Annotated in this window: 15 protein-coding genes and 1 pseudogene; 10 read left to right on the forward strand and 6 right to left on the reverse strand. The window is 38.9% G+C overall.

The window, feature by feature from the left end; all coding sequences use genetic code 11:
- The first annotated feature begins 11 nt into the window (after positions 1–11).
- On the forward strand, positions 12–1481 hold the full coding sequence (locus F0249_RS12700) for a hypothetical protein (RefSeq protein ID WP_171756909.1): 1470 nt from the start codon (positions 12–14) through the stop codon (positions 1479–1481).
- A gap of 280 nt (positions 1482–1761) precedes the next feature.
- Here the strand turns inward: F0249_RS12700 and F0249_RS12705 are convergent, their stop codons facing one another.
- Together F0249_RS12705 and F0249_RS12710 are read right to left on the reverse strand one after the other, a co-directional pair.
- Complete coding sequence (locus tag F0249_RS12705) at positions 1762–2430, reverse strand: hypothetical protein (RefSeq protein WP_171756910.1); 669 nt, start codon at positions 2428–2430, stop codon at positions 1762–1764.
- A 91-nt stretch (positions 2431–2521) separates the two neighbouring features.
- Positions 2522–3181: an inovirus Gp2 family protein gene (locus tag F0249_RS12710; protein ID WP_171756911.1), complete on the reverse strand. Its 660-nt coding sequence runs from the start codon at positions 3179–3181 to the stop codon at positions 2522–2524.
- Between the two features lie 399 nt (positions 3182–3580).
- On the opposite strand from F0249_RS12710, the gene F0249_RS12715 reads away from it, so the two are divergent.
- From F0249_RS12715 to F0249_RS12725, 3 genes are all read left to right on the forward strand, one after another.
- On the forward strand, positions 3581–4429 hold the full coding sequence (locus F0249_RS12715) for a helix-turn-helix domain-containing protein (protein ID WP_171756912.1): 849 nt from the start codon (positions 3581–3583) through the stop codon (positions 4427–4429).
- A 277-nt stretch (positions 4430–4706) separates the two neighbouring features.
- Positions 4707–7544: a hypothetical protein gene (locus tag F0249_RS12720; protein ID WP_171756913.1), complete on the forward strand. Its 2838-nt coding sequence runs from the start codon at positions 4707–4709 to the stop codon at positions 7542–7544.
- Complete coding sequence (locus F0249_RS12725; RefSeq protein WP_171756914.1) at positions 7544–10042, forward strand: hypothetical protein; 2499 nt, start codon at positions 7544–7546, stop codon at positions 10040–10042. Before F0249_RS12720 ends, F0249_RS12725 begins: the two co-directional genes overlap by 1 nt.
- 1095 nt (positions 10043–11137) lie before the next feature.
- Here F0249_RS12725 and F0249_RS12730 read toward each other — a convergent pair.
- Complete coding sequence (locus F0249_RS12730) at positions 11138–11689, reverse strand: prepilin-type N-terminal cleavage/methylation domain-containing protein (RefSeq protein WP_171756915.1); 552 nt, start codon at positions 11687–11689, stop codon at positions 11138–11140.
- A gap of 296 nt (positions 11690–11985) precedes the next feature.
- Here F0249_RS12730 and F0249_RS12735 point away from each other — a divergent pair, with 296 nt between their 5' ends.
- The 3 genes from F0249_RS12735 (at position 11986) to F0249_RS12745 (ending at position 16650) form a co-directional block, all read left to right on the forward strand.
- Positions 11986–12417, forward strand: coding sequence for a YccF domain-containing protein (locus F0249_RS12735; protein ID WP_113796548.1), 432 nt, complete (start codon positions 11986–11988; stop codon positions 12415–12417).
- A gap of 250 nt (positions 12418–12667) precedes the next feature.
- Entirely contained in the window at positions 12668–14689 is a 2022-nt protein-coding gene (locus tag F0249_RS12740; protein WP_171756916.1) for an alpha-amylase family glycosyl hydrolase, read from the forward strand.
- A 335-nt stretch (positions 14690–15024) separates the two neighbouring features.
- Positions 15025–16650, forward strand: a complete 1626-nt coding sequence (locus tag F0249_RS12745) for an endonuclease (RefSeq protein WP_017053790.1) — start codon at positions 15025–15027, stop codon at positions 16648–16650.
- A gap of 154 nt (positions 16651–16804) precedes the next feature.
- On the opposite strand, the pseudogene F0249_RS20245 reads toward F0249_RS12745, so the two are convergent.
- Together F0249_RS20245 and F0249_RS12755 are read right to left on the reverse strand one after the other, a co-directional pair.
- Positions 16805–17404 (reverse strand): annotated as a pseudogene (locus F0249_RS20245) (HD-GYP domain-containing protein); the annotation flags it as partial.
- Positions 17405–18966: 1562 nt separating this feature from the next.
- Positions 18967–19728 carry an ABC transporter substrate-binding protein gene (locus F0249_RS12755; RefSeq protein WP_171756917.1) on the reverse strand — a complete coding sequence of 254 codons (762 nt, stop codon included), beginning with the start codon at positions 19726–19728 and terminating at the stop codon, positions 18967–18969.
- A 392-nt stretch (positions 19729–20120) separates the two neighbouring features.
- Here F0249_RS12755 and F0249_RS12760 point away from each other — a divergent pair, with 392 nt between their 5' ends.
- Positions 20121–21629 (forward strand): sensor domain-containing diguanylate cyclase, encoded by a 1509-nt coding sequence (locus F0249_RS12760; RefSeq protein WP_171756918.1) that lies wholly within the window; start codon positions 20121–20123, stop codon positions 21627–21629.
- 48 nt (positions 21630–21677) lie between these two features.
- Here the strand turns inward: F0249_RS12760 and F0249_RS12765 are convergent, their stop codons facing one another.
- Positions 21678–22586 (reverse strand): LysR substrate-binding domain-containing protein, encoded by a 909-nt coding sequence (locus tag F0249_RS12765; RefSeq protein WP_171756938.1) that lies wholly within the window; start codon positions 22584–22586, stop codon positions 21678–21680.
- Between the two features lie 170 nt (positions 22587–22756).
- Between F0249_RS12765 and F0249_RS12770 the strand changes: the two genes are divergently transcribed.
- Positions 22757–24013, forward strand: a complete 1257-nt coding sequence (locus tag F0249_RS12770) for a D-amino acid dehydrogenase (protein WP_171756919.1) — start codon at positions 22757–22759, stop codon at positions 24011–24013.
- 329 nt (positions 24014–24342) lie between these two features.
- Entirely contained in the window at positions 24343–25890 is a 1548-nt protein-coding gene (locus F0249_RS12775; RefSeq protein WP_017053784.1) for a sodium:alanine symporter family protein, read from the forward strand.
- Positions 25891–25953 lie beyond the last annotated feature (63 nt).

Genomic DNA, 25953 nt, shown 5'->3' on the forward strand with positions numbered 1-25953 from the left:
AGGAAAATATCATGAAAAAGTTAATTGCTTTAGCTGTGGCCACATCTCTATTAACTGCCTGTGGTGGTGGTAGCTCTAATACAACTCCAACAACTCCAACTACACCAGCTGCTAAAGTTGGCGGTACTGCAATCGATGGTTACATCACTGGTGGTGTGGCATACATTGATTACAACTTCAATGGCAAGTTAGATGCGGGTGAGCCTTCCGCCATTACTGGTGATAAAGGTACTTTCGATATCACACCAACAGGCCAATATGCTGACTGTGCAGATTATGCGCCTGTTATGATTGACGTTCCTGTTGGGGCGATTGATAGTGACTTCGGTGAAGTAACTGAAGCCTATCAATTGGTTCATCCACCTGTCTTTGCTACACCGGGTTATGAAGATACCCGTAACACTACACCTCTAACCACACTGGTCTGGAATTCTATCAGCCGTGAGCTGCAAGGCGATGACAGCATTAAGAACTGTGCTGACCTTAAAGCGAATGTTGGTCTACGTGAGAGTATTGGTAAGCGTGTAGAACAACAAGCATGGAACATCGCCCATCGCTATGGCATTACGGTCGATGAACTGTACTCTGACTTCATCGCCGAAGGTAATGATAAGGTGCATCAACTAGCAATTGATATCGTACCGTCGCTTCAGAAGTCATTTGAAGAAACCAAGACATTGTCTGATGCTAACCCTAATGCAAATTATGTGGGAGTTGAGTACTACCTTGGCCGTTGGGATTGGCAGACTCAGGCTCTTGACAACAAATGGTATCGTGAAGAGTACGTTTATAGTGATAATGGTTGGACACGTGAAATAGCAGAGTATGCTGAAGACTTGACTACAAAGATTGCAGTTATCTTCAAAGCCGATGCGACTGTTAACTCTGACAACACTTCCGGTGTTAGCTATGAGATGCTTCGCGAGTATGACCTAATAGGAACACAAGGTCACTGTAGTGTTAATGAGTATATTAAACAAGCACGTATCTTCGATGGTGGTGAACTGGTTGGTAACACGGGTACACTGTATGGTGTTCGTAACTTAGCCAATGGTGACGTTGCTGATATCTCTGAGTGTGATGGATTTGACTTCATTAGCAACATCGATTCTCGTATGCTTCTTACAAACTCTCAAACTGGTGAGATGTCTGAGCACCTTTACTTTGGTACTGGTCTAGTTGGTTACGATAACCTACTTAATCTTAGTGATACTTACCAGAACCTAGGAACAAGTGACTTTGCACCTATCAGTGTTATCCCTACTGACTTCAATGATGATGGTGATTATGGTGCTGATATCTGGTTGCGTTCTAAGTTCACTGAAAACGCTGAAGGTCTACAAGTGCTACTAACACGCAACAACAGTGGTAAGTGGACTCGTAGTACGACCCAAGTCAGTGGCATTCATACAATCGAGTGTAGCAACGATGGTTCAGTGTGGACTGAAGCAGAAACGCTACGTCAGTGTTCTGAAATGTAACTTTGTAATTAGAGGGACATCGTGTCCCTCTAAATAACTGACCGCCATTATCAAATATTCGATTTACCCGAAACCAATTACATCCTCATCGTTCAGCTCTCTTTTTTTGTCTCTTCAGAATTTAATACCAGATATATATTATTAATAAAAAAACATTTATCGGCGCTGTAAACGTCGGTAACGCGACTTGTGGTCAGAAACAAAAATCTGAGGAAGATGCTACCAAATAAAAGGAAGCTGAAACTAAGTAGTAATACTTGTTGAATCATTATTCCTTTTTTTATCCCGAGCTAGCACTAAATACTTGTATCTTGCTATTAGCTTCAAAGTCATCATTGGCGACGTAGTGATAATCTAAAAATAAATCATCTGTAATGCGTTCAGCAGAAAACTTGTACCACCCTATCCAATCAATATCGTAACTATCCAATGATACCCTTGAGTTACGTAAAATATTTTCCCATACATCGATTATCATGTTTTTTAGCTTGTTCTTAGAACCTCTCCCTTCAATAGAAAATCTGTTGCCATTAAATAAAAATACAGCATTTAACGATTCTGTAAGCTCAGGGGGGTTAAACCACCCCTGCTTTCTTACCGTATTTCTGGAGTAAAGACTTTCTTCCACTACATACACATACCTGACAAGCCTTGATGAATCTCTAGACTCATTGAGTATTGAAGAAAATCTTCTGCGAGCTTTATTCTGTTCAGACATTTCTTGCCGAAACAACCTCAAGAAAACATTGAAAACATCTTTTCCATCTTGATTTAAGGCTTGATAAGGATAATTAATTTTGAACATTACCGCCGTCGTATTCCCATGATTATCCTGTGCATTACCACACACACGAATCAAATCATCCAATCTCTTTTTTAGCATCCCTTTTCGACTAGGGTTAATCTCGAAACCTCGATATACCTCATCGAATACTCTCTCTTCACTCATACCTACTACCTCGACCATCGTGACAGAGAGAATGATAGCTCTTTTACACTCTTAATCCGATTCTAGGTATATGTTATCTATAAAAAACCATTTAAACGCGACTAGTACCAAAGTTCTTGTGACTCTTGCCATAATTCTTGGTTCTAAGTTTGGCTAAGTAACTCATCCGATAGAACACTTTATTATTCACTTCCTGACCTGTATCCTTTTTCGCACCAACAGAATAAACACCTTGGGTGGGAAAATGCACCATTGCTCTCTCTGCCCCCTTATAGCTTACTGTTACTGAACGCTTCCATGCAGTGCGAATACGGTTAGCTAAATTGCTTCTACCATCCTCCAATAAGCCTAAGCAATTATAGACATCTCGATTAAGAAACAGCATTACGTGATAGTGGCTTGATGTCGATGTACAGCACTCTTTTGCCCATACATACCTGAGCGAACAGTCTCTGTATTTACACCATCCACTTTTTGACTTCTGCTTCATATCTGCTTCTATCTGCGATTTCAAAGAGCGAAAAAATCGGGTTAATACTTCTGAAGAATCATCGTTAAAGTCCTTGGGAAGATTTAGATCAACTCTTACCGCTAAACTTCTCGGATGCTCATCCAGTGCGTTGTCCAATACCTGTTCCATTTTCTCCAGATACTCTTCAACCAATCCCTCTTTGTCGTAATACAGAGGATAGCCGTTATAGGTTCTTTCTTTGGTGATTGTAAGGTTCTTAGACTTGTTTGTTTTAGCCATGTTTTGTACCTCGTTATTTACATTCCATAGGTACAGTCGATGCCGTTATTTTTTGTTTTTTGAACTGTCTCTATCACGTGAGATAGAGAGGGTATTGAGTAGATACTTGTGATGATTTTATTGAGGCTTATAGTTGGCTTATAAGTATTATTATTTACCGCACATACGATTTTCAAAACTGTTGCACTCTAGCGGCAATAACCTTTACTCCCCCTCCTAATTCAACCTTCTAGCCCTAAGAAAAGCACCATTAAACTCGTTCATTTCGATAATTTTACCAATGGTAATCACTCACATATAAAGGGAAACAATAATTCATGTGTAATCCAACAATTACGTCGGATTACACTTTGTGGTAAGGTTGATTTTAAAATCATAATCTAACCTAAGATCAAAGAAATGAAAGAGATACTACAGACCTCAAATGACAAACATTCTTCAAATGCGCAAACACAAAATGTCGCAATTGAAAGCGTGATTAACCTCATCAACCCTTATGATGCAAAGCGAGAATTCCAAGTTTTTGTAGATGGGAAGAGAACACAAAAATTACAATTTTCTCATCAAAAAAAGGCTATTGATTTAGGGAGAATTCTGAGGGCTAACAGTGGAGAAAAATTGCTTGAGATACCTTTCTTTAAAAACTATGTCACCAGCAAGGAAGTAATATTGCTACCTAGTACACCATTGTCAAAAAGCTACCCAGAAATCGATAGGCTTAAGCCTAGGGATGTCAAACATGACTCCATTATCGATACCTTTTGGCCTAAGCACACCAAACAGAAATTTGAGAAGACCGAAGCATTGATTCTTATAACAACTTTCTTAGCTGAACATGCTGATAAAAACTCAATGGGATTTAGTGCTTCGCTAGGAGAATTAGCGGTGTATCTAGGAATGAGTATTCGAAGAGTATCCAACAACATCAAATTGCTCGAAGAGGAAGGGTATATCTGCTTTCATACCAAAGTGACCAAAAGAGGACATACAGGTCTTCAGAGTTTTGTTGAGCTAACTAAAGAGTTTTGGCTAAATTTTACGAGTGTTTTTGAAGATGTTCACGAATACCAAAAGCACATACACCAAACTCTGACTTCAACTAACTCACCATATATCGTCAAGAGCCCTACTGAGCACTTTCAATTCAGAACCAATCTTCATCATTTAAAACAGAACTTGGTTGAGTTAGTTAGGCGACAAGATTGCCCTAGGGATGTGAGGGTTGCGGTGTTTCGAGTGTTGGGGTAAGTCAGTTGTCTCTAGTTGAGACATCAAAACTGTATAAAATTAACACTTATGATTGGTTACGTTCAATAGTACGTTCTTGTATTGAAGATACAGAATATCCAATGCCTAGAGAGTTGCTAATTCAGTTGTACTTTATCTTAAAAGCTAGATGTTGTGATTTTTGATTCAATATCTCGGAATGAATGAGCTAGTTCAAAAAGATAAATTATAAAATGATTCTTAAATATCAACATGTTACAATGCATCATATTCTTGTTTTACTAAATCGGAAGTTAAAATGTCAGATGATAAATCCGCTAGGCTATCTACAGAAATAACCATAAATTTAGCGGAGGCGTTAAATGCATCTGCCTGTGATACTGGAACCTTGCTTCAAATGCAAGCAAAGGAGCAGTTAGATGCATTACTAACAAAATTTGAACAACAATCTGAAGATATAAAACAAGAAAAAATTTCAGCAGGTCATTTCCATAAAGAATGGGAACTTGAATTTAATCCCCAAAGGTATAATAACACCATTTTTGTCAGTGGACAGCGAGGGGCTGGTAAAACGACTTTCTTACGTTCTGTTTTATTAGAACAAGCCAAGTCAGACAACAAAATAAAGCCCATTGCGTTTATTGACCCAACGTTAATTGAAGTTCATGAGCATATTTTGGTGCAAATTATTGCCAAAATTCAAGCAAGTGTGAGCAAAGCATTAAGCCGAACGTCTGATGAACTACAAAGACACGAATTTCAAACTTGCATGGCAGAAATGGCTGAAGGTCTTAAATTACTTGGGAGTGGTGCTAACAGTAAGGTTCAAGATCCTGCTTTCTTTTTAAATAAAGCGTTAAAACATGCCATTGGCGGACAGAATTTAGAGCATAAATTTCACGAACTTATTGATAAAGCAGCTCAAATTTTAAATGTTAATTTATTAATAATCGCTTTTGATGATGTCGATACGAAAACGACAGAAGCTTTCGAAGTATTGGAGCTAATTCGTAAATATTTATCTAGTCCAAAATTGGTGGTTTTAATCTCAGGCGACCCTTCTCTATACAGCCATATAGTACAAGGTCAGCGAGCAAAAGAGCTAAACAATGGCAATTCTGCAATCAAAGGAATGGATGAATTATCTAAAAATTTACCAGAGATGGTGTCTCATTTAGAGCAACAATATTTAGCTAAAGTGTTACCGATAGAGCATCGGATTGAGCTTAAAAATATTGCCAACTTAGTTGAACATGATATTAAAATATATGTAGAACTAAAAAATAAAGTAAAAGTACTGCAAAAAATAAAAGATACAAAAATTTATGAGACAAAAGAAACAACCACTCTAGAAATAAAAAAATATATTGAAACGATCATTAGCGAAAGTCTTAAAATTAATAACAATGATATTAAATCTTATGTTAACTTTCTTTTAGAGCAACCCATTAGAACTCTTTTTCAAATATTGAAATCTGTAGATGAAAGCACCGAATCAACAAAAATTGATGCTAACTCTTTATTTAAAGCACTACGTGACAGTTATATTGGTGATTTACGTAAAGAAAACATTCCTACTGAAAAACTATCAGACCAATCTATTCATCCTCATACTATCGGTATGGCATTGTTTAATCTATGCAAAAACAATGGAGAATTAGAAACAGGATTTTATGCAAGACCTGACGGTAATTCATCGAGCTATAACTCTTCTATGTTTGTTTTATCAAGTGTAATAAGCAATCATTTAAACCCTAAAGAAAGCAACTTCAACAAATCAACAGGGAAATTTTTACAGCTAATGCTTGCTGGTCCTTCCACCAGTACAATCTTTATGAACAATGTCAGAGAGAAGATGATAGAAAAATCTAACCATAATGACTTCATTGATTATATTGGTTTAAACAAAAGACAAAATTCATTTAGTTTAGTGGCTCATTTTAGTCGTTTGTTATGCACCAAAGATATTGAATTAGGTGTTTTGATGGTTCCAAGAAAAGATCCTGAAAATTTCCCACATGACAAATTCAAGAAATATATTAATAATAATATTAAAACGAAATCAGGCGGTGTATACGGTTCAAACGCAGCAATGGCGATGGGTGGAATAGAAAGACTAGAATTCTTAACTCCAACCAACGCTGATGAAAAGGATATTTTTATTCTTGCATCTAAAACAATAGCTCTAGCATCTCATTCAGTATCAATGACTAGCAGTAAAAGTGATTTTATATCTATTCACTGTTTACTTGCTTCTATTTCAGAAATCCTTCTTTGTGAAAATAAAGACTTGAATAGGACATTAAACTTACTTTCTCAAATGCCAACCTATGGCTCGCCTGATTTCATAAAAGATATTAACACGAGAAGCAATGATGGACCAGAAAATACCGACAACATAACACCTGGTAAATCGAACACTGTTACAACTGAATATATTAAATCATGGAAAGAGCAAAATAGAACTAACCGTACTGCTTTATCTTCACTTTTACTTGGGAAAATATGGACTAGGATTCATTACACTCTGCAAACAGTTTCTGACAACATAAACTCATCCAAAGACTTAGTGTTATCTGAAGTAATTGAAAGATTTATTTGGGTTATTTTAAATTCATTTCTAATTGAGGAAGCTCGTTATGTTTTCGATTCAAATCATGATATCAAAGATAAATTAAGCACAGCGAAAAATGTCGCTTCAGCTTCCACTACTTTAACAAACAACTTAAAAAGTATTGTAAAAATAGTCAATGGAAATAAAGTGAATTTGAAAGATAAACTCCCTTTAACTTATCTGATGCTAACGTGCCCTTTATTTTTACCTTTTTTAGCTTCAGAACCACCTGTACCATCACTACCACCTGTACCATCAGCACCACCTGTACCATCAGCACCACCTGTACCATCAGCACCGCCTGTACCATCAGCACCGCCTGTACCATCAGCACCAGTAGGTTCAGATATTCTGAAAAGAAAAGAACAAAAATCAGATTTATTTAAAGAAATAAAGTTAATTATGGCTCCTTATAGTGACGCAGCAATTTCAACTCAATTAAACGCCATAGAAACACACTCATCAAGCGCGATGGTGATTATTTCCCGATTTGTTATTAAAGGAAAATTTGGAACTAAATAATGCCAAACCTTAACCAATATTTACTTTCAGAGCCGAGATTTTTTGAGCCACTCTGTAAGCAGTTAAAATCATTGCTTACTGGTGACACACTAGTTCTTGGTGAAAGTAAGCTTAAACAATTAACTTATGCTTCATGGCAACAAAGGAATTTTCACTGGACTGACCAAGTTTTTCATGGTCACTGGAGGCAATTAGAACAGAAAAAAAATGCTCATGGCTGGTGTTATAGTTTACTTGATCAAGCTGCTAGATTTCATTTGATTGATGACAATCGTAGATTGGCTGTTAAAGACGATAAATTTAATGATTGGCAATATTGGTTATCAAACCAAAGTGGCTTCCCAGTAATAGCACTACAACTGTCTAAACAGTTAGACAAAAGCCTAATCGATAATAGAAACTCATTATCCACGGCAATAAAAGAACGTATTGGTCGACGGGGTATTATTTCACCATTTAATGGCGAAGTGGAAGATTATATCCACAACGAAGGTCTGCATGAAGCTCATTTACATTTAAACGGTACTACTTTATTTGAGCAGTTGTGGAATGAAACGCTAATGCAACCATGTGCATTAATTGAGGAAATGAGTACAGCTTGCGATGAGAAAGAAAGAGTACAATTACTTTATGCAAGTTACCATTTTTTAGATAACCCTAAGAAACTTTTAGGTATTTTTCACCTTTCAAGAAGACTAAGAGAAACCCTTTTGCTTTGGTTGGTAAAGAATGACTCAAGTTTAGGGCTTACAAATTATAATGATAGCTGTACGCGTTTATCTAAACTTTTAAGCTTTTCATCAGTTGAAGAACCTGTTAGATTTTTTGAGGAAGCAAAAAGATTTGATGACGTTGAGCAACATTGGTCTCATATTGAAGAATTAAACTGGCAAGTAAAGTTATTATATCAATTAAAGCTAGAGCCTACACAATCGCGAAATATTGCCGACGCTTGCTATTTATTATACCTGCAATGTATGAACTGTTTTCATCACTTACTTGTTCAAAGATCTGACCAATATGGTTTTGATCAGTTTCAAAAATTTGCAGACAATGATGCTCGTAGTCAAATTGAAAAATCATACAAAGCCCGATTTTTCCAATTACATGGCCCAAAGGTCAACGACAGACCAGATCTTAGTACATTAGAAGGACGTTTTGCACCAAAAGGAGAGCTAAGTAAAAACCTTGATTTAATATCAGATATTTTAACTGGTTTTCTGCAATATGCCGGAGGTTTACAACCGCTAAAACTAGAGACAGATATTAATCAGCTGGCTTTGGAAGTTACCAAATATAATCGTCCAAATTTACGTTTAGTTGCACATTTCATAAAACTACCTTGGAGTGTAAGAGATGGCGGCTACCATTTTCAAAGCAAAAGAGAAGATCTAGATAAAAAAGCTTTTTTACTCTGTGAAATGCTAGATGCTCACCCGAATTTGCGCGCAATCATTACTGGCATTGATGCTGCAGCCAATGAACTAGAATCACCTCCAGAAGTATTTGCACCTGTCTATCGCTATTGTCGCTCTCGTGGGATCAGAAATTTCACTTTTCATACGGGAGAAGATTTCGAACATTTATTAAGTGGTATTCGTTCAATTTACGACTCAATTAAATTACTCGAATTACAAGATGGTGACAGAATTGGACATGGCACAGCAATTGGGATTGACCCACAATTATGGCTCAATCTTATGCCAGAGAAAATATATTTAAAACAAGCTGAATGGCTAAATAATTTATTATTCTTAAGAAAAATAGCATTAGACAATTTTAAATCTAAAATTCAGATTGGCCGAGTTGAAACTAAAATTCGTGAGCTATGTTTGAATATTTATAGTGAACTTTACCCGATTGAAGATTTACAAGAAGCTTGGAAGTTTCGAGGCTTACGACCGAGTATTATCGTCGATGTATTGGTTGATTCCGCGGGGCCATTAAAACACGTAGGAACTCTTGCGAGCGAATTTCAATTGACCAAAAAAGTTGATAAACGCATTTTGCAATTATTAAAAATACAAACAAGCAATCAACAGGTTTTACAAAATAATGAGGTTGAAATTGAAATAGACCTTAGTGATATAAGCTTTGATGTTCTTTTAGAAGCACAGCAATATACACAAGCTTATGTTGCAAAACAAAAAGTTGTCATTGAAACTTTACCTACGAGTAATGTACGTATCAGCCATTATAAATGTATTGAAGAGCATCATGTATTTCGCTGGTTGCAAATTCCAGATAGAGCTATAGCTGGTGATAGCAAAATGCTACTTGCTCTTGGCTCTGATGATCCGGGAATTTTTGCAACTGATATAAGAAATGAGTTTTACCATTTATTTACTGTTTTGACACAAAAATTCAAATACAGTGCAAGGGATGCGTTAAGCTTAGTCGGTCCCATTAATGAAAATGGCAGGATTTATAGGTTTGACGGACCGCAACAATTGGAATTAATAGACGAATCAAAAGGCTTAGCTGAGAGCCAATTTTAATAACTGAAGTGGTCAATTGATATTGGCCATTAATTTGTAGCTTGCTAAGGCGTAATTATGGTGTTGATGATTGAAGCATTGTATTTCACCTAAATCATGAATATTATTCTATATCTAAGTATCGCTACAGATCTGCTGTATATACTCGATTCCTTCATGTTTAAGTAGATAAAATCCGCTTGATCTGACTACTAGATCTAATCAATCAAACCATAATTTACCGAGATAACAGATGATCGACGAATGGCCTTCATTATTTTCAGCCGAACGAATTTATAGCTGCCCATGCCGCTGTATTAGTTTTAGTTTTATTACTATCTGGCTCTTCTGGTTGTTAACAATATTGGCTCATCCGATTTATGCCAGCGTAATAACAATTGCTCATTATTACCAAGGTTATGGTGCTAGTCTTGCTACCAATATCTTTTGGGCTAATTTTCCTAACTCTAAGGAACTGCGTTAGATGAATCACCTTAACTCGCTATGTCCATTTCTGAATTAATAAAAGCTCATTCATGAAATGCTGACGGTTAGATTTAATCGCGTCGCGAACACCAAAATAATCAGATCGCGTATGAGATAATTCTTAAAATGAGATACAAGTCACTAAAAACTCAGGTATTCCAAAAAGTACTCCAGACAAAAGTATGAATTTTAAAAATAGCTATAAATCAGACGCTTACCTCACAAATTCAACTCCCGCCAGCCCACCAAACGTTTGGAAAGGACCAACTCGAAAGAGTTGGCCCTTTTTGTTTGCCTTGACCGTCCGAACTTTCACTCACAGGGCGACTCATAATGTAAAGTGCTTTTGATTGCCATAACTTTAGTTGCGGATCATTCCGTTGCGCTTCAAAATCAGTATTTCTCATTAACTTTTGTATGCCATATATTTGAGCGGCTTACGTGTAGTCGTCATCTCACCTTCCCATCAAGTAATAGTAATTAGTCTAACTGCCCTTTCTGCATTAATCACTATTCACGTCCGTCACGGGTAATTGCTAGAAGGCAGAAGAACTCGTGCTAGGTCACTACAATCCTATATAACGAAGTGTAAGCCACACTTTAGATACCTCAAAGCCTCATGGATGCAACCTAACACCCATCAGTAAGCGTCGAGACCTCTCTAAATACAATACTGCTTCCGTCTTGCTGGAAAACATAAAACGCGAGGCATTTATCTGCAACGGTTTTTCCTCTTGGGATAAAAAACATCCCCCAACCAGGGTAGCCAGGTAAAACACTATTTGCTGGCGTTTGATCGACAACACAGATAGAGGCTTCAGTGCATGGCGTTGTAAGCGATGCAGGGGTGTAATAACCATTACCTAAATAAGCAATATCACTATTCATCAGTGACGCGATATTATTATCCCAAAGCTCTTGCGGTGTGCCGAAGTACGTATTGATGTTTACGCCACCAACATCAACAGCAACATTACTTTCATGCTCTTTCCCTTGCACGATTGCACTGTAATTAACTTGTTCTACCACCACTCTGAAGCTGGACGCAATACCATCCATGACCGCTTCTGTCGCATCACTTTTTATATTCAGAAAACGAGGGGCAGCAACCACCGCTAAAACCGCGACAATAACAATCACGACAACCATTTCTATTAGTGTAAATCCTTTTTGATTACTCATTGTTATTACTCAACTTGCAGCTAGGCGGGATATTATTGTATAAAAACCAAACTCTATGTGAAGTTATTATAAAGTTCTATAGTGACACGCGCATATTTGGGCTTCGCTTATCAATTTCTGTCCAAATCCACAATTTTCTGTGATTTAGAGGGAATCATAAGTACGTCTAGCAATAAATGAGTGCCACTTTAAAGCAATCTTTTGCCTCTATTCATGCTAGGTTAAGCAAATAAGCCCATAATTAAGCTTCTACTAGCGTTAGTCTCCATAAACTGGCATTTAAACAAGGTAATAAAATGAGAACTCTTGGTAACATTATTTGGTTTCTTTTTGGTGGCATTATCATGGGCCTAATGTGGTGGTTCTTCGGTCTGCTCGCTTTCATTAGTATCATCGGTATTCCATGGGGTCGAGCTTGCTTTGTGATGGGGAATTTTTCTTTCTTCCCATTTGGCAAAGAGGCAATTTCCCGGGATGAACTGTTCAATGAAATGGATATAGGGACAAGCCCACTCGGCGTGATCGGCAATGTCATTTGGTTTTTATTTGCGGGCATATGGTTAGCGATAGGCCATATTTGTTCTGCCGTGGCGTGTTTTATTACGATTATAGGTATTCCATTTGCTATACAGCACTTGAAATTAGCCGTAATTTCACTGGCTCCTATCGGTAAGACTGTCGTCACGAAAGAAGAAGCGGCGGTCGCTCGCTATTCAATCAAGCGTTAAGTTTATCTTCGAAAAATATCCCCTTTTCTTCTCTTGAAACGGGGATATATAAAATTTATTTTTCACTCATATTCCATAATCCCCTCTTAAAATGTGATCGCTATTTTGTATAAAAAGCCATCAACACCTACCAAGCGTGAGCTTGATCTCTCAGCCTTTCTTCTACTCCTAACATGCTTATTTTAAGGGCGATTTCACAATCTATTGATTAATTGATAATCAGATAAATATATATAATAAGGAACATAACGTGAAACACTCTGCTACCACACTCACTTTAGCGGTTGCTGCTGCGTTACTTGCAGGATGCAGCTCTTCGTCGAAAACTGAACCTCAACCAACAGTGCCAAAATACAGCTGTGAAATGTCTCAAACTAGCCAAACTGATGATCTGCGTATCTATCAAGTGATGGTGGAAAGCTTTGTTAATGGCGATGAAAGCATCGGCCATGGTACAGGGTATGGAACAAGCCACCATATGGGTGATATTCAAGGCGTCATCGACTCGTTAGATTATATTCAGTCACTTGGCATGAATGGCTTATGGCTCACACCTATATTTAATTCTGTTCCCGTTGGCGGACAGGAACATTGGGCTGACCGCTTAGACGCCACTGGGTATTTTGCGACCAACTACTTTGAAATAGACCCGCGTTTCGGGACACTTGAAGATGCGAAGCTGTTAGTTGATGAAGCACATGCTCATGGTATGTATGTCTTCTTCGATGGTGTCTTTGGTCATCACAAAGGCAATGTTGTTCCATCACCAACCGGTAAGATGCCTGCGGGCGCAGATAACCCAGTTGACTACCCTGAGAGCCTCCCTTTTTATCAAGAAGTTGCTGAGTACTGGGTAAAAGAGCTAAAAATTGATGGCTGGCGATTAGATCAAGCTTACCAAGTACCAAAAGATGCATGGGTAGAGATCCGCAAAACCGTCGATCAAGCATCAAAACAAGTAACCTATCTTAACGACAAAGGTGAATCAGTTAATCCACTTGGCTACATGGTTGCTGAGATTTGGGCTGGCGAGAACCGCATCATAGAAACAGGTTATGGCACGAAACAAAACCCAGCATTATGTTCTGCTTTCGACTTCCCTGTTCGTTACCGCTTAGTGGAAACTTTTGCGGTAAATGAAGCGGGTGTCGGTAATAAAGGTGGAGAATGGTTAGCGGAAGGGATGAATTTGCACTCCCTATACCCACCTCATGCTAAACCGAACCTAATGATTGGTAATCACGATTTAGTTCGTTTTGGTGACTTATTGCAGCGCGGTGGCATTGCACAACCACAAGATGCTGAATATTGGCTGAGACATAAAGCCGCCTTCTCTTTCCAAGCCGCTTATACAGGCCCAATTACACTTTACTACGGTGATGAGATCGGTGATCAGGTCGATAACTTCGCAGCGAAAGTCGAGAAAGATTGTGCCATCAAAGGGATTTGTGATGATCACGTCGCTCGCTCAAGCGCAAAAATAGAAGGTGTCACTGCCACTCTGAATACTAGTGAATCAGATTTGAAACAGTACGTGGCTGATTTAATGAAACTTCGTAGTGAGCACCCTGCACTGTCGAAAGGCGAGCGTATCAATGTCATGGCCGATAAAATCGCTTATGTCGATCACAAGCAGACAGAGCAAGAAGCACTGCTTTATGCTGTCAACCTAACGCCAGATGATCAAGCCATCACTCTCAGCAAAGAAAAGATAGGTTCTGAAGGTTATCTATCAGATTTACAAACACAGGAAACGTTCAGCGCACAAGGGAATGATTACACCATTTCACTATCACCATTTGAGGCTCGATTTATTAAGATTGAGCAGCCATCAAAAGCAGGCCCAGCCGTTGCGGCTGCCGCAGTGAGCGACGGTATTGGCCAAGGATTCATGGCTCAATGTGATAACCCGACGCTCGATGAGAAAGGCCCAATCCCGAAAAAAATCTATGTGGTCGGTGACTTCTCTGACTCGGCATGGCAACACAAAGATCACCGCAAATTTGAATACAAAGGTGATGGGGTTTACCAAGTCGTAACCAATGAGAAACCTGGTAGCTACCGCATGCAATATGCAGCGAAAACATGGCACCCACAATTTACTGCGACAGGACTGAGCTTAAAACTAGGTAAAGAAAATCCATTAAAATTTGGTGGTTACGGTAAAGATACTGCGGTTACGATTATGGATGAAGGACAGTATGTTTGGAGCCTTAAATTTGATAAAACGGGTTTACCACTCAAAATCATGGCATCAAAATGTGCTGAATAGTGACCAGTTTTCCGTTACTCGCTTTTATGCTGCGAGCTACTAGATAGCTCGCTTTCAAATAGCAAATGATCATTGTCCACATTGGGGATGCAGTGCTGAGATTTTCAAACTATATGAAGATCATTAACCAGCAAGCATTCCCTTTTTTTATCTATTCTGCATATCAACAACTTGCACACCAACCCATAACAACAGTAAATTCGACTTGGAATTAACATCACATTTATCAATAAAAGTAACCTTACATATAGTTTCTTTTGAGACGTACATCCACTTTAACCTGTTGGTTAATTCTTATGCTTAATTGATTTTTATGTCATTAAACAGAAGGTTATATGTTAAATAGAATAATTACACTAAGTACCCTCGCCCTTCTTTGCACTCCCAACGCCTATGCGCAGATAACGAATGGAGACTTTGAACAGTGGAATGGTAACACCCCGAGCAACTGGACCACGATTGATAGCGGCATCTCAGTATCTCCGACATCAGCTCAAGTAAAAACGGGAGGATTGGCCGCAAAAATTGATGTGAATACTGGTACACAAGGCAGTACTGATTTTTTACAAACCGTTACTGTCGAGCAAGGGAAAACGTACGATTTCTCCGTTGCGCTGTACCATACCGAAGGCAAGGTAAAAGCCCGCCTATACGTCGATGGCTATCAGGGCTATTCAAATAACGGTCAAACCAATCAATGGCAAGATCTTAGCTTTAGCTATACCGCAACTGCGAATAAAGACATTAATGTTGGTTTAAGGTTCTACGATGTCACTGGATTTGATGGTTCTGAAACGGTGTATGTAGACAATTTCAGACCAATGGATTCTGTCACACCACCGCCACCAAGCTGTACAGATACCAGCACCACCTTAACTCTAGTGACCGATGATTACGCTGTAGAAACAAGCTGGACACTTAAAAATGCCAGCAATCAAACCCTTTTTTCCGGCACAGGTTACAGCAATAACACAACAAACAATCAAGAGATGTGTCTAAGCGATGGCGATTATCAGTTCGAAATTATAGATTCTTATGGCGATGGTATTTGTTGTAGCACAGGCAACGGTTCGTACACATTAACTGCGAATGGAAAAACCCTCGCCTCTGGTGGTGACTTCCAATCGAACCAAGTTACCAGCTTCACACTGGGTGATACCACGACGACACCTCCTACCGAGCCACCAGTCTTGGGCGATTACTACAAAGCCGCTGAAGGTAAAACAGGCTTTAGTTTAAAAACCTCGTTGTATCAAATTATCGACAATCACAATAGCCAAGGCTACACGGCGATTTGGGCACTCACGAAAGTGGCAGACATCGATAATTATTTTGAGAAAGATGGATCCATTCTAGACATGTATTCAGAGAAACCTTCTGGCAGCGATAGCGTGCAATTTACTAAAGTGACCAATCAATGCGGTCAATATAGTAAAGAAGGCGATTGTTATAACCGTGAGCACTCTTTCCCTAAAAGCTGGTTTGGTGGCAAGGTAGAGCCAATGAATTCTGATGGTCACCATTTATTTGCAACTGATGGCTACGTGAATTCTAAACGCAGCAACTGGCCATTTGGCGAAGTGGGCAGCGCAACTTATACATCAAGTAATGGGTCAAAAGTCGGTTCATCAGCTTCTAATTTAGGTTATTCCGGTACCGTTTTCGAACCAATTGATGAGTTTAAAGGTGACTTTGCTCGTGCCTATTTCTATATGGCAACACGTTATGAGAATGAAATTGCAAATTGGGAAGGAAATTCAACCAGCTCAAATGCCGTATTAAATGGCACGAACACCACGGTATTTGAACCTTGGTTACTGGCAATGTTGAAACGCTGGCACCAAAATGATCCCGTGAGTCAAAAAGAGATTGATCGTAACCAAGCAGTCCAAGATTTCCAAGGTAACCGCAACCCATTTATTGATCATCCAGAGTTTGTTTCAGCTATTTGGGGGGACTAACTTTCTAACATTAAAACTCATTAGATTCGCTATTTTGAGTACCTCCTTCGTCATTTGAGTATAATCTGAAATTTAGATAACAACTTTAAATGTACGAAGGAGATACCGCTACATACAATATAATGACAACCAAAAGTAGCGTTCACAATTTATATTAAGCATCGTGATACTTATTTTTAATCGCTTTAAATTCAACTAAAGAGTGCTTAAACACTTCTACTAATTTAGGGTCAAAATGCTTCCCTGATTCCGAAATAATAAGGTGAATAGCATCTTCAATTGGCCACGCTTTTTTGTATGAACGTTCACTGGTTAACGCATCAAAAACATCTGCAACGGCAACGATCCTAGCTGAAATAGGTATATCCTCACCTTTAGTTCCATATGGGTATCCCGTACCATCCCATTTTTCATGATGGTACAACGAAATTTCACGAGCCATTTTTAACAAACCAAAAGAGTGCTCCCCAATAATATCGGCACCGAATTCAGGGTGTTTCTTCATAATATCCCACTCTTCACTTGAGAGTTTTCCTGGTTTATGAAGAATTGCGTCGGGAACACCAATCTTCCCAATATCATGCATAGGTGACGCATTAAAAATACTCATTTGTAAATGCTCAGGCAGTCCATACTTTTCAGCAAGCACTCGAGAATAGTGGCTCATTCTAACAATATGTAGCGCTGTTTCATTGTCTTTAAATTCAGCGGCATGCCCTAATCGCCGTATAACTTCTTGCCGGGAGTCTTTTAATTTCTGATTTGATTTACTACCCGCATATAATGTAAACATCATAGATGGAACCGTAAATAAGGCCATCGATAAGATAATAAGCATAATGCTATTTCTAAATCGAACGTAATCTAAAAGAACCTCATCCTCATCAATCTTAATCAACATACCTGCATTAACATATGGGTTCCAAAACACCATGGAGTAAACATTTTTAGATCGGTAATCGACAAATTTATAGAGATGGCTTGATGCACGGTTAGTATCGTAAGCTCGTTTACTCTTTCTAACCGCGTCAATAGTACCAGTGCTATCTCTATCGCTTAAAGTAACCGAAGTTGACTTATTTAGTGGTGGAAAACGATGACTAGATAGCTGATTTGCATTTTCATCATAGGCTATCATTTCTCCGGTTTTAGCAAACTGATACACGGCTAACTTGTCGAAGTAAGTACTACTATTATCCATCTCAATAATGACGACAGCTGTTATCTTTTTGGTCTCAACATCACGATATGGCATAGCAAAAAACAGGACAAACTTCTCAATACCACTTTCCGGATCAGCCACTTTTCTTGCTGGTAATATGCTTGATTCGCCATTGAGTGCTCGGATGAATGAACTTGTTTTCGACATATCAAGTTCAGCTAGAGGATAAGCATCACCATAAGAGTAAATGACATCTAAATCAGATGATATAATGGACTTCGCTCCCGCATATCCCATTCCAGCATAATGTTCAAAGATAGTCGTTAACGTATCGCGAGACGACTGAACAGCACTAGTATCAGCATATTGAATATTATCAATTATATATCTGACACTATCTTGTAGTGGCTTCTTATTTAGAATATGTCTAGTAACACTTGACTTTACATGTCCATCTAATACAAAAGACTCATTCAAAGATTTATTATACTGAACAAATGAATCCTCTAACCGAGTTTCAATTAATTGTTTATTATAAGTTAATAGTAACCAACTCCCTGCAAGGCTTAAAGTAATAAACGTTGACAATGCTCCCATCACTAAATAAGCAAACTTTTTTGTACCAAAAGCCAGGTATACTTTATTACCTCGATAATCACTGATTAATATTTTAAATATAAAGAAAAGAATTACGGTAAGTAGTAAAAATACAATTAGCAGTAAGCCTAGATTTGAAACGGTACCGTCTATTTCTGCTAGTGTTTTTTGGGCTTCACTATAGACAGTGACAGAACCGATCAAATGCCCATTAAACACAATATTAGATTCACCAACATCATATCTAGAAAAATCATCTGGAATCGCTTCGCCTAGGACCGTTTCACCATCATTGATAAAATATAAAAAGAGTTCTCTTGATGTGGCTATATCAACTACCTTTACGGCTTTAACGCTGTCATCTTGAGATAGAATAGCAAGGATAGTACGCTTTAGTTGAGTTTCATCCATATTATAAACAAGCCCTGAGGTAATCTCTGATAGCTCATTAGCCACTCGTAATGCATTGCTGTCTTTGGTATTTAAAACTGGAGATGCAAGACTAAGCGAAGACATTAGTGCAACCATGAATATAGCAACACTCTGGATTAAAACGTTCATTGGCTACCCTTTGTATAGCTATCGATTATAGCTTGCAGCTTTCCGCTCTTTTTCATACTAGCTATCGCATTGTTAATTGCTTCTAAATAAAGCTTTCGGTCTCGGTGTAATCTAATTCTTAACTGGTAAGTTGCAACAGGTTTTGTCATCTCAAGTCCGTATTGCTTTATTTTTTTACTGATAACATCGATAGGGAATATCGCATAATCACAGCGACCAAATTCAACTAGCTTTAGTAATTGATTTTCACGGACTACATTAGGCTTTACCTTTGATGTATCGTGACTTTTTTTAGCATTAGGTTCTTGATTAAAAAGATCAAATCCAAGCAAAGTACATAACTGCAACGACTTAAAATCATCAACAGAGGGAGGTGAAATGAACGCTTTAGGGTTATACACGATAACTTCATCTGAACTAAGGATAACATCAGAATACAGACTTATGGATTCTTCTCCTTGCTCAGTTCTCCAGCTAGGATCAATTCCGGGTTCTATATCTAGGATCCCATGCTTCATATAGGCTCGAAGTCGTGCTTGAGGATAATATTTGAATTGAAAATTTATCCCTGTTTGAGCGCCAACTTCACGTAAAGCATCGACGTAAATACCGTGATCTGGTAGATCATCCGTTGCGGTCATAAAATAAGGTGCCCTTCCCCCTTCAATAAGCCCAACATCTAATGACACCGCATTGGCTAATGAAGAATAGAGAAAACCACAAACAGCACTCCACACCATACACTTGATGGCTTTCATTCTTCACCTTGTTGTTTTTTATTATGCTTCATGAACTATAACATTCATTCTATTTATCTACTGACATTAATAATTTTACTAAACTATCAAATAAAAAACAGACCGTATAGTGAATAATGTGCGCTATGTGAATAATAGACCCAGTTTAGTTTTGAATAAATTAAAACTAGTACATACAAATAATGTCAGATGATGTAATTAATATTTTCACTCCCACATCTTAATATTTTATAAAAATACAAATCTAGCAAAGCACTCTTGTAAAATACGCATGTCAGGTTTTCTAATTTTTAAGAGCATGATCACTACTAAATTGTAACCTAATATGAAACTTATGAAATATTTGCTATTACTATTACTTAATTAATCTTATGCACCCTGATGAGCTGTAAATGAATCGACTAAAAATATTTCTGCCATCTCACGCTAAAAGTGTTCTGCTTGCTGTCGTTATAGTTACTATGGCTATTTTGTCTATCACTATATTTACCCAATCTAGTGCCAATAAAGCGTTATTCCAAGCGAGTATTGACACTGAACTCTCGATGCTCAAGGCTTTAGTCGAGCGAGATATTGAAAAAATTGGGTCTGTTGCTAATTTTTTTCATACCATGCCTGAAGATGAGTGGAACCGATTCGATTCATTTTCAGAGCAAGTTCTTGGACAAACTCAATCAATCATCGCTCTAGAGTGGTTTGAAAAATCCACCTCACGTAAATCCATAGAAAAAATTAACAAGCTCAAACTCATATCACCAGAATCAGAACCATTTACCTTTACTCAAAAGGGATTACCACTCGAGTTTGATAATATCTATATCATGACGGATATAACGCCGAGAACAAAAGAGAATATCAAACTTCTTGGTTTTTACGCTGACACGGAAGATTTCCAAGAAGTCGCTCGATATATTGAAACCACGAAACTTCCTGCTATATCCGAAAAGTTAGAGCTTTTTCAGAATGATAAAAGCCGACAAGGCGTTTTACTCTACTACCCAGTCTTCGACCCATCCGATAACCATATGATAGGTATCGTTGTAGGTGTTCTTGATATTGCTAAATATACTAAAAGTCTGCTACTTCAAATCCAAACGACAAATGATATTTCAATTCGAATCAGCGAGATTAACCCTAATGGCTCAAGCTCAGAGTTTTTTACTAATAATGTAGAAAGAATACTAGATGACCTATATTACTTTGAAAGCATTAACATCTATAATCGAGTCTGGGGTTTTGAGTTAACAAAAGAGTTAAGTCTAACGCCAAGTCAATGGATCACATTGCTCATTGAGCTATTTTTAAGCTTACTTCTAGCACTCTTTGCCTTCATGATCGTCAACATATTGGATGCCCGAAAGAAATATGTTGAAGAAGAGTTAGTTAAAAAAACTAAAGATTTAAATTACTTAGCAATGCATGATTCATTAACTAACCTCATGAACCGTAGAGCTTTTGATGTTCATCTGAAAGAGGTATTAGAGAGGAAATCTAGAGTATCTCTCGCCTTCATTGATCTCGATAATTTCAAATCAATTAATGATAACTACGGTCATAATGGGGGAGATGAAGCTCTGATCCACCTTGCTCGAATTTTGAAAACCTGTACTCGCTCATCTGATGTGTGCGCAAGGCTTGGTGGTGATGAATTTGCTATCACCATTGTGAATGCGGAAGAAAGTAAAGCGATAGAAGTCGCTAACCGATTATGCACCACTCTTGCGAATTCTCCTTTGCAATGGCACCACCAAGATATACACGCCACCCTTAGTATTGGTATTTGCACGCATACTGGCGAAGGTGAAGATGAGTTTCGACACCGAGCCGATGTCGCTTTATATCAAGCCAAAGAAAGAGGCAAAAACCAAGTAGTCGTATATCGTGAACCCGTAAATAAGTAGACGTGATGGTTCAAAACCAGCTTGAAATTATGCCAAAGAGGCAGAGCTTCAGGACTCATTCTTAATTTGCACTCTCAACCATGCCGTGAATTTTTCAACAGCTGGTGATGTGGTATTGGATATTAGAAAATAACCGGCTCCTGCAGGTATGGGCTCAAAAGGTGTGACCAATCTTTTGGTTCGTAGCTCATCTTGAATTAATGCGGTACGAGCCATCGCAATTCCAACGCCAGCTTCCGCAGCCGACATCGCCATATCAGTTCGATTAAAGAAGTGGCCTTGATTAACTTTAATTTCAACGCCATAGATTGAAGCCCATGATTTCCACTCTAGATCTCTGCTCGCGTTGTCCCACGGCATCGCATCATGTAGCAATACAACTGAGTCGAAATCAGAATGCTGTAAACTCGTCGATTCTAACTGTGGATGTCCTTTTAAATATGATGGACTCATGACCGGCAGCAACTTCTCTTTCATCAGTAATTCAGGCTTCAATAACATTGAGTCAGCATGTTTATGAGTAAGTGGGCCATAATCAATCGCAAGATCATAGTCTTTTATCTCACTTTCAACCAACGCTCCTTCCGCAAATATTTGTATTTGAATATCTGGGTATTGCTTATGAAAATTTTCTAAACGTGGTACTAACCATTTAAAAGCGAAAGATGGAGTGAGCTTCAAACGGATCTCATTACTGTCCACTTCTGACCTCAATATCTTATCAATCACGCTATCAGTATCTTCTAAACCGCTTTCAACGACATCAAGTAACTCTTTCCCCTCATCAGACAGTTGAATACCTCTTGAGTGCCTATGAAATAAAGTGAAACCTAACTGATTTTCAAGCTGAATCAACTGCTGGCTTACCGCCCCCGTCGTTACACATAACGCTTTTGCGGCACTGGTTAAGCTACGATGTTTGGCAGTTTCGACAAAAGTAATCAACCCACTTCCCATGCTACTTTTTACATGCTTCACAACCACCAGCCTTTAGAATTTCTATAAACAGGATTCAAATAATATCGATTGTTATGAAAATGTAAAGCCCTCACTATTTCGCCATTAACAAAGATTAAGAATTAGACACCATCACTCAACGATTCAATGCATAATGGGCAGGAATAATAATGGAAATCATCATTTTAGGTTCAGGAGTAATAGGTGTAACTTCTGCTTGGTATCTTGCCAACAAAGGCCATCAAGTTACGGTCATTGATCGTCAACCCCGCAGTGCTGAAGAGACCAGTTTTGCCAATGCAGGACAAATATCCTATGGCTACTCCTCCCCTTGGGCAGCTCCGGGGATCCCGCAAAAAGCGTTAAAATGGCTATTCCAAGAGCATGCGCCACTGAAGATAAAGCCCTCTCTTTCTCCCGAGCTCGCAAGCTGGGCCTCTCAAATGCTGATAAATTGTAGTGCCTCACGATATAACAAAAATAAACAGCGCATGCTGAGCATTGCCAACTATAGCCGTCAATGTTTAGCGGATTTAAGAGAAACGTATCAACTTAATTACCAAGGAAGACAGAAAGGGACACTGCAAGTTTTTCGAAACCAGAAACAACTACAAGCGATTCAAAAAGACCTCAAACTCTTACAAGAGAGTGGCACCCATTACCAAATGCTTGATGTTGAAGGCTGTATTACTCATGAACCGGGGTTAGCCGCTGTACAAGAAAAATTAGTGGGAGGCTTACTTCTTCCTGGGGATGAAACCGGCGATTGCTTTCTCTTTTGCCAGCAGTTGACTGAGCTTGCCCAAAAAGCAGGGGTCTCCTTTAAGTTCAATACCCAAATTGAACAACTATTATATGAAGATAACCAGATCATTGGTGTCCAAACCGATCAAGGTACTTTCACCGCCGATCAATATGTTGTCGCTATGGGCAGTTACTCTACTGAGCTGCTTCATCCGTTAGGGATTAACATTCCTATTTACCCTGTTAAAGGTTACTCACTCACCGCTCCAATCAAGGATCCGGACCAAGCTCCGTTATCAACGGTAATGGATGAAACCTATAAAGTCGCCATCACACGTTTCAGTGATCGAATTAGAGTCGCAGGTACGGCTGAACTAACAGGCTATGACTATTCAATACCAGAAAAGCGCAAAGCCACAATCGAAATGGTCGTACGTGATCTTTTTCCTCAAGCGGGTGAATTTGATGATGCTGAATTTTGGACAGGTTTACGCCCAATGACGCCAGACGGGACACCGATTATCGGAAAGACCCCTTTCCTGAACCTCTATACCAATACCGGACACGGAACTTTAGGTTGGACAATGGCTTGTGGCTCCGCAAAGTTACTTGCCGATATCGTTTCTGGATCGCCTTGCGAGATCGACGGCACGGATCTCAATATGTTTCGGTATCAATCTTAAAAGGTGCATCAAGATGAATATTAGCAGTTATTAAATTCAAAAACCGCCCCTCATCTAGCATGAAAAGCTAGCTGAAAAATCAAAATGTGAATAGACATTCGTCGACAGGCATAGTCATTCATTGTCGAAACCTATGACCGTCACCACCGTTAACGGAGTGATACAACTGCGTTTTAACATTTTATTAGCATTTTGTGTCCGTAGTCACGCTACGAGACTAAAACAGATAAATCAGTTAACAAATGAGTTACAAGTCGATTAATATATCGAACACAAAACAACCATAAGAAACACAAGAGCCATACAATTACTAAACAGGGAAAATACTCATGCAGTCTATAGTTGATTTTTTGAATGGAATAATCTGGAGCCCAGTACTGATTTATTTGTGCTTAGGTGCTGGATTGTTCTACTCGGTTCTAACCCGCTTTGTACAAGTCCGTCACTTCTTTGAAATGTGGCGTTTACTCCTATCAGGAAAAAGTTCAACCAAAGGTATTTCATCTTTCCAAGCACTTGCGGTATCGCTTTCTGGTCGTGTTGGTACTGGTAACATCGCTGGAGTTGCTGCTGCTATCGGTTTTGGTGGCCCTGGTGCGGTATTCTGGATGTGGGTGGTTGCCTTCTTCGGTGCAGCAACAGCATACGCAGAATCAACACTGGCTCAAATCTATAAAGAAGAAGATGAAGGTCAGTTCCGTGGCGGCCCTGCTTACTACATTGAAAAAGCGATGGGTCAAAAGTGGTACGCTTGGATCTTCGCTATTTCAACTATTTTCGCTTGCGGTATTTTACTTCCAGGCGTGCAATCGAACAGTATCGGTAACGCAGTAGAAGCGGCGTTCGGTTCTGGCGATATGATCGAAACAGCTATCGGCACCTTTAGTTTTGCCAAAATTTTTACTGGTACTGTTATCGCAATCATTCTTGCTTTCATCATCTTCGGTGGTGTTAAACGTATTGCAAACTTCACTCAAATCGTAGTGCCATTCATGGCATTGGCTTACATCATTGTCGCTTTCGTCATTATTCTTCTAAACATTGGTCAAGTACCTGCTGTTTTTGCAATGATTGTTGGTGATGCATTCACACCAATGGCTGGCTTTGGTGCTGCAATTGGTTGGGGTGTTAAACGTGGTGTTTACTCAAACGAAGCGGGTCAAGGTACTGGTCCTCACGCAGCAGCGGCTGCAAGTGTTGATCACCCAGCTCAACAAGGTCTCGTTCAAGCATTCTCCATCTACATTGATACGCTTCTAGTATGTTCTGCGACCGCATTTATGATCATCATCACTGGTGCTTATAACGTTCATGGTGGTGCAGAAGGTGTATTCTTAGTACAAAACCTTGCTGCCAATATTGGTGCTAATGGCCCTGTATTTACGCAAATGGCAATTGAAAGCACAATGCCTGGTATCGGTAAACCGTTCATCGCATTTGCACTATTCTTCTTCGCATTTACTACGATTCTTGCTTACTACTACATTGCTGAGACGAACATCGCTTACCTGCGTCGTACCATCAAAATTCCTGGAATGATGTTTGTTCTAAAAGCGGTTCTCATCACAGCCGTTTTTTATGGCACAGTAAAAACAGCGAACCTTGCATGGGCAATGGGTGATGTGGGTGTAGGCTTAATGGCTTGGTTAAACATCGTCGGTATTATCATTATCTTCTTCATGTCTAAGCCTGCGGTTAAAGCTCTGCATGATTATGAAGAGCAGCAGCGAGCAGGTGTCACTGAATATACATTTAACCCTGTTAAACTTGGTATTGAAGGGGCAACTTACTGGGAAGAGAAGTACAAACGTAAAACTGGTCAGGCTCCAACCTCAAAAGAAAAAGAGTCCCAAGCGGTTGAACAACCATCGACCTAACAAGGTAGATGACAATCTAGACGTTACCTAAAAAATATAGCGCTAGATAAATTTAAGAAAGGC

The organism is Vibrio sp. 03-59-1, from assembly GCF_013114135.1.
Classification (GTDB): domain Bacteria; phylum Pseudomonadota; class Gammaproteobacteria; order Enterobacterales; family Vibrionaceae; genus Vibrio; species Vibrio cortegadensis.

Excerpts from the sequence above, each read along its gene's own strand:
- F0249_RS12775 (WP_017053784.1), top strand. The coding sequence starts at position 24,343 with ATGCAGTCTATAGTTGATTTTTTGAATGGAATAATCTGGAGCCCAGTA.
- F0249_RS12755 (WP_171756917.1), bottom strand. The coding sequence starts at position 19,728 with ATGAAAGCCATCAAGTGTATGGTGTGGAGTGCTGTTTGTGGTTTTCTC.
- F0249_RS12705 (WP_171756910.1), bottom strand. The coding sequence starts at position 2,430 with ATGAGTGAAGAGAGAGTATTCGATGAGGTATATCGAGGTTTCGAGATT.
- F0249_RS12710 (WP_171756911.1), bottom strand. The coding sequence starts at position 3,181 with ATGGCTAAAACAAACAAGTCTAAGAACCTTACAATCACCAAAGAAAGA.
- F0249_RS12770 (WP_171756919.1), top strand. The coding sequence starts at position 22,757 with ATGGAAATCATCATTTTAGGTTCAGGAGTAATAGGTGTAACTTCTGCT.
- F0249_RS12725 (WP_171756914.1), top strand. The coding sequence starts at position 7,544 with ATGCCAAACCTTAACCAATATTTACTTTCAGAGCCGAGATTTTTTGAG.
- F0249_RS12765 (WP_171756938.1), bottom strand. The coding sequence starts at position 22,586 with ATGGGAAGTGGGTTGATTACTTTTGTCGAAACTGCCAAACATCGTAGC.
- F0249_RS12760 (WP_171756918.1), top strand. The coding sequence starts at position 20,121 with ATGAATCGACTAAAAATATTTCTGCCATCTCACGCTAAAAGTGTTCTG.
- F0249_RS12735 (WP_113796548.1), top strand. The coding sequence starts at position 11,986 with ATGAGAACTCTTGGTAACATTATTTGGTTTCTTTTTGGTGGCATTATC.
- F0249_RS12720 (WP_171756913.1), top strand. The coding sequence starts at position 4,707 with ATGTCAGATGATAAATCCGCTAGGCTATCTACAGAAATAACCATAAAT.
- F0249_RS12730 (WP_171756915.1), bottom strand. The coding sequence starts at position 11,689 with ATGAGTAATCAAAAAGGATTTACACTAATAGAAATGGTTGTCGTGATT.
- F0249_RS12715 (WP_171756912.1), top strand. The coding sequence starts at position 3,581 with ATGAAAGAGATACTACAGACCTCAAATGACAAACATTCTTCAAATGCG.
- F0249_RS12745 (WP_017053790.1), top strand. The coding sequence starts at position 15,025 with ATGTTAAATAGAATAATTACACTAAGTACCCTCGCCCTTCTTTGCACT.
- F0249_RS12700 (WP_171756909.1), top strand. The coding sequence starts at position 12 with ATGAAAAAGTTAATTGCTTTAGCTGTGGCCACATCTCTATTAACTGCC.